Origin of the sequence: Halococcus sp. PRR34 (assembly GCF_028617175.1) — an archaeon.
GTDB classification, from domain to species: Archaea; Halobacteriota; Halobacteria; order Halobacteriales; family Halococcaceae; genus Halococcus; species Halococcus salifodinae.
In genome coordinates this window covers 1-4,396 of record NZ_JAQJDA010000049.1, presented here as the reverse complement: position 1 = coordinate 4,396, position 4,396 = coordinate 1, and the positions used below count along the sequence as shown (strand labels likewise).

3 protein-coding genes are annotated in these 4,396 nt (G+C 52.2%); all 3 read right to left on the bottom strand.

What is annotated here, in order from left to right:
* Window positions 1–110: 110 nt before the first annotated feature.
* A complete protein-coding gene (locus PHA81_RS20665; RefSeq protein WP_273838755.1) occupies window positions 111–953 on the bottom strand; it encodes an ATP-binding cassette domain-containing protein in 843 nt (280 codons plus the stop codon).
* Between the two features lie 538 nt (window positions 954–1,491).
* Window positions 1,492–2,526, bottom strand: coding sequence for an ABC transporter permease (locus PHA81_RS20660; protein WP_273838754.1), 1,035 nt, complete (start codon window positions 2,524–2,526; stop codon window positions 1,492–1,494).
* A 21-nt stretch (window positions 2,527–2,547) separates the two neighbouring features.
* Complete coding sequence (locus PHA81_RS20655) at window positions 2,548–3,858, bottom strand: sugar ABC transporter substrate-binding protein (protein ID WP_273838753.1); 1,311 nt, start codon at window positions 3,856–3,858, stop codon at window positions 2,548–2,550.
* Between the last annotated feature and the right edge of the window lie 538 nt (window positions 3,859–4,396).

Sequence of the window (4,396 nt, the reverse complement as noted above, 5' to 3'; positions counted from 1 at the left end):
ATGGTTCGTCGGGTGACGCAGCCGCCTCACCCTTGCCCGCTGTGACTCCCAGCTACTGCTGAGAACTGACCAACAATCCTCTACCCAAGAGCGTCGAATTTTTACTGGCTTTACGCAGTTGAGGAGTTGGTTGAGTCTGTTACAGACTCTTGATTGACTTGCTGCTCATCAACGTCATCGGGAGCATCGATAGATTGTCCAGAGACCATCATTGAGACGATGTCGTCTCGGGTAACCCGGTCTGTTTCGAGAGTATCAACCACACGTCCTTGAAAGAGCACAGCGATGCGATCGGTCATCGAAATTATTTCTTCAAGATTGTGGTCGACAATGATGACGGTGTGGCCATTTTCTTGTAGTTGTTCTACAAGATTCTCCACGTGCTCAACGGCAGCCTTCGACAGTGCGGAGGTTGGTTCGTCAAGAAGAACTATATCCGGATCAGTCACAAGTGCACGACCGATAGCAACTGCCTGTCGCTCTCCTCCCGAAAGATACTCAGTCGGAGTATCTGGGTTTAGGTTTATGTTGAGTCGTTCGCGAAGGATACGCTCCGATTCTTCGTTCATTGTTTCACGATCAACCATAGGTACGATTCCAGCTAACTTTTTAACGGGAGCTCGCCCCAAAAACATATTTTCGGCCACAGAGAGTTCGTCAACGAGTGCGAGATCCTGATATACTGTTGCGATACCGAGACGTCGTGCGTCTTTCGGACCATCGATGGTTACTGGCTCTCCGTTGAAACGGATCTCACCGGCATCAGGTTGATGTATCCCAACGAGTGTTTTGATGAGCGTCGATTTACCCGCCCCATTGTCCCCGACGAGACCGAGGACCTCGTTGTCTTTGAGTTCCATCGTGACGTCCGAGAGCGCCTCAACGGTACCAAACCGTTTCTGAACGTTCTCGACTTCAATACGGGGTGTCGTGGTGGATTCACTAGTGGTCATGGGGGACTCCGAATCAGCTTTGATTTCATCTATTAGATCAGGCAGAGACGTATATATCTACCGATGGATTGGCCTGTGTTGGCTTGGTTCTCAGCTTTGCACGTTGACCGTCTCACATATATGTTGTCGAAAAGGCCGGAGAAGCGTTCTAACAGCCGTTCAGGAACCGATCGTATACTGCGCCCCTTTCAGATGGAGTCACGATCTACGGGAAAGCCAGCGAACCCACTCAATGACAGCCGATCTGCTGCCCGGCTAATTGCTAGAAATTATCAATAGATCACTTCTCGTGTCCGTTTTCATGACTTATATGTCACATTTCCAACGTGCAAAGCTGAGTTAGTTCATCAGTTCAACTATCGCCGGACCACGTCGCGAACGCGGCCGCACCAACTCAAGAAACCACCGAATCGCCGGTTCTGGGTTCCGAGTACGACATTTTGAGCCCAACCACGCCTTCTCAACTGCCACCGACTAAGATAGCGGTGCCGCTTCAACTGCCGAAGTAGTAGTAAGCAAGTGGTTGGAATCGCTATGATCAGAGATCAGAGAGAAGTCGTTCACGGTATCTCTCTACGAAGGTATACAGTAAGATTGCCACGAGTAGCACGATTCCATTGATCGTCTGGATAATCTGTGGATTGATACTCAACATAACAAGTCCTGCAGAGATAGTACCGAGTAACAGGACACCACCGAGAGCGTTGAGGATGTTTCCACGACCTCCAAACAGGCTGATACCACCGATCACTGCGGCGGTGAAGGCAGGGAACAATTGAGTGGTCCCGATAGTGGGTGTTGCACCGCCATTGAATCCCGTCAGGAGTAGTCCTCCTGTGGCAGCCAGTATTCCAGAGAGGACGTACACGGCAATGATTACTCGGTCTCGATCAATCCCTGCTTCAGCCGCCGAGTCCTCGTCACCACCGACAGCATAGATCGCACGTCCAAAGCGCATTTTCGATAGGAAAAACCACATGCCCACGAAGAGTCCGACCATGACGAAAATCGCGATCGGAACCTCCCGGAGTCCCGGGACGGGAAGGGCCTCGCCTCCGAGCCAGAGATAACTTTCCGGAAGACCGTAGACGGACTGAGTAGAGAGCACCAAGATCCCTCCTTCGAAGATAATGAGGAAAGCGAGCGTCTGCAAGAAGGGATTAACTCCGAATTTGGCGATAGACAAGCCATTCAGGAATCCGATTGTCCCACCTACCGCTAAGAGGAAGAGGATACCAGTAATACCGGGCGCGCCCGGAACCCATTCTGTGAGGAACAGCGCTCCAGCCATTGCCGAAAATCCAGCGATGGAACCCACAGAAAGGTCGAAGTTACCACTGATCAAGCAGATTCCCTCTGCGAGAGTGATCGCACCCAACCCGGCGCTTGTGTAGAGGAGAAATCGGATGTTCTGATACTCCGTGAATATCTCCGGAAGCATGAGCGAAAAGAACGCAAACACCACAATCATGATAGGCCAGATGAGGTTATCCAGAGCAAATAGTATCATCTGCGTACGATTAGCTTCCCGTAGACTATCGATCGGCGATGACGAACCGGATAGTACGCTCATATTGTCATTCTCTCCTTGAAATTAGTTCTGTTCTTCGTACTCAGCAGCGACATTTCCGTAGAGGTACGGAGCGTCGGCATTCTCTTGCGTGATCATCGCATGCTGGCACTGCATCCAGGGCCACCACTGTTGATCGTTCGCTTCGTAGTTGACGACGTCCGCTGGACCCCAGAACGGTTCGCTCCAAGGGTTGATCCCGAAGACTTCCTTGTTCTGGATCGTGAGATTCTCCCCAGGTGTAACCGTGTTGCCGACCTGTGGGAGCGCGCTTTCCCCATTTCCGAGATAGTCCCACATCAACTCAAGCGTAATTGGCGCATAGTAGTGAAGCGGCTGGTCAACTGCGAAGTCATAGTAGCCCTGAAGGATACGCTGGTTGAGTTCTGGTCCACCATCGATACCGAATGCCATAACGTGATCCTCGTTGCCCTTTTTGTGGTACGCTCCGAATTGCTCCAATGCGATCAGAGCGCCCATACCACTTCCAACGTTATTCGAATAGATAGCATCGACATCTGGATTGGCTTGGAGTGCGCTCTGAGTCTTTGGTGCTGCTGCGTCAGCCGTACCATCCGTTTCAATACGGTTGACAATTTCAACGCTATCTGGAATGTTCTCGGTAAAGCCATACAAGCGCTGTTGACTCGTGGTAGATTCGAAATTGAAAACACTAGTGATGACCTTAGCGCTGTCCATCCCCTTGCTTTCCATCATTTGCTTGAATTTTTCGGCCACTGCCTTCCCACCGCGGTATTGGCCAAATAAGGCTCCAAGGAGAACATCTTTCGACAACGTCGCAGTGTCGAAGTTCATCACAGGAGTGTCTGCCTCCGTGGCTGCATCCACAATTTGCTTCGAGGCTTGGGCATCCCATGGATTTAGCAGGAGTCCATCTATACCCTGGTTTATGAGATTGATCGCATCCTGCGTCTGTTTTGTACCGTCGAATCCGGCATCCAGGATCGTGATCTCGACGTCAGGAAGGTCTTGAGTGTACCATTTGGCTGCCTGACCCTGAACGAACAGGCCGGCCTGCCCCATGCCTTTCATCGAAACGCCATAGTGGCCGCTCACAGCGTTGCTTTTGCCAGCGTTGTTCGTACTATTTCCTGTGGCGTTACCCTGAGTTGGACTACTCGCCCCGGATCCGTTACTAACCGTGGTACTTTCACCAGAGGTTTCCTGTTCTGTGCCGCCACTCGTCCCAGTATTTCCTTGACTGTCACCACCACTGCTGTTTTGGCTGCCTTCACCGCCGCCACCAAGGCATCCAGCTATCCCGATACTGCCAGCTACACCGACCGCTTTTAGGAACTTCCGTCTGTCGTTCATGGTTACGGGTGCTACCCTATCGCAAGTGCGTAATGCCAGTGACTTAAGTTTTACCCTGGGGTGGAGAGGGGGGTGTCAACCTTAGCGTGAAGGAAGCGGTCGAGCAAGAGTGAGTTGGGTGATTCCACAATGCTGGACCGCATAGTTGAGAAGGCACGACAGCAGGAAGTGTTTTCGCGTGAGGACACGCCGACGGAGCGGCGTGTCCTCGCAGCGTTCCGGTACCACGCCGGACTTTCCTACCGAAAGATCGAACCGTTCGTCGAGCGATCTCACGAGGCGATCTGTGAGTGGTTTCACCGACTCAAGCACCTTCGAGCCCGATTGCCGGGAGCGGGATGAAATGGCAGTCGACGAGACGAAGATCGAAATTGACGGCGAGGAGGTGTGCGTCTGAGCGACAGTCGACTGCGAGACCCTGGAAGTGCTGGCCGTGGAGGTCTCGTTGGGCGGTTCGAGTCTCAGTAGTTCACAAAGCGGGTTAGGTGAGTGGGCTGCTCGGTCGGTTGATGCAGCCAAACCAAGCAGCCAATGAACT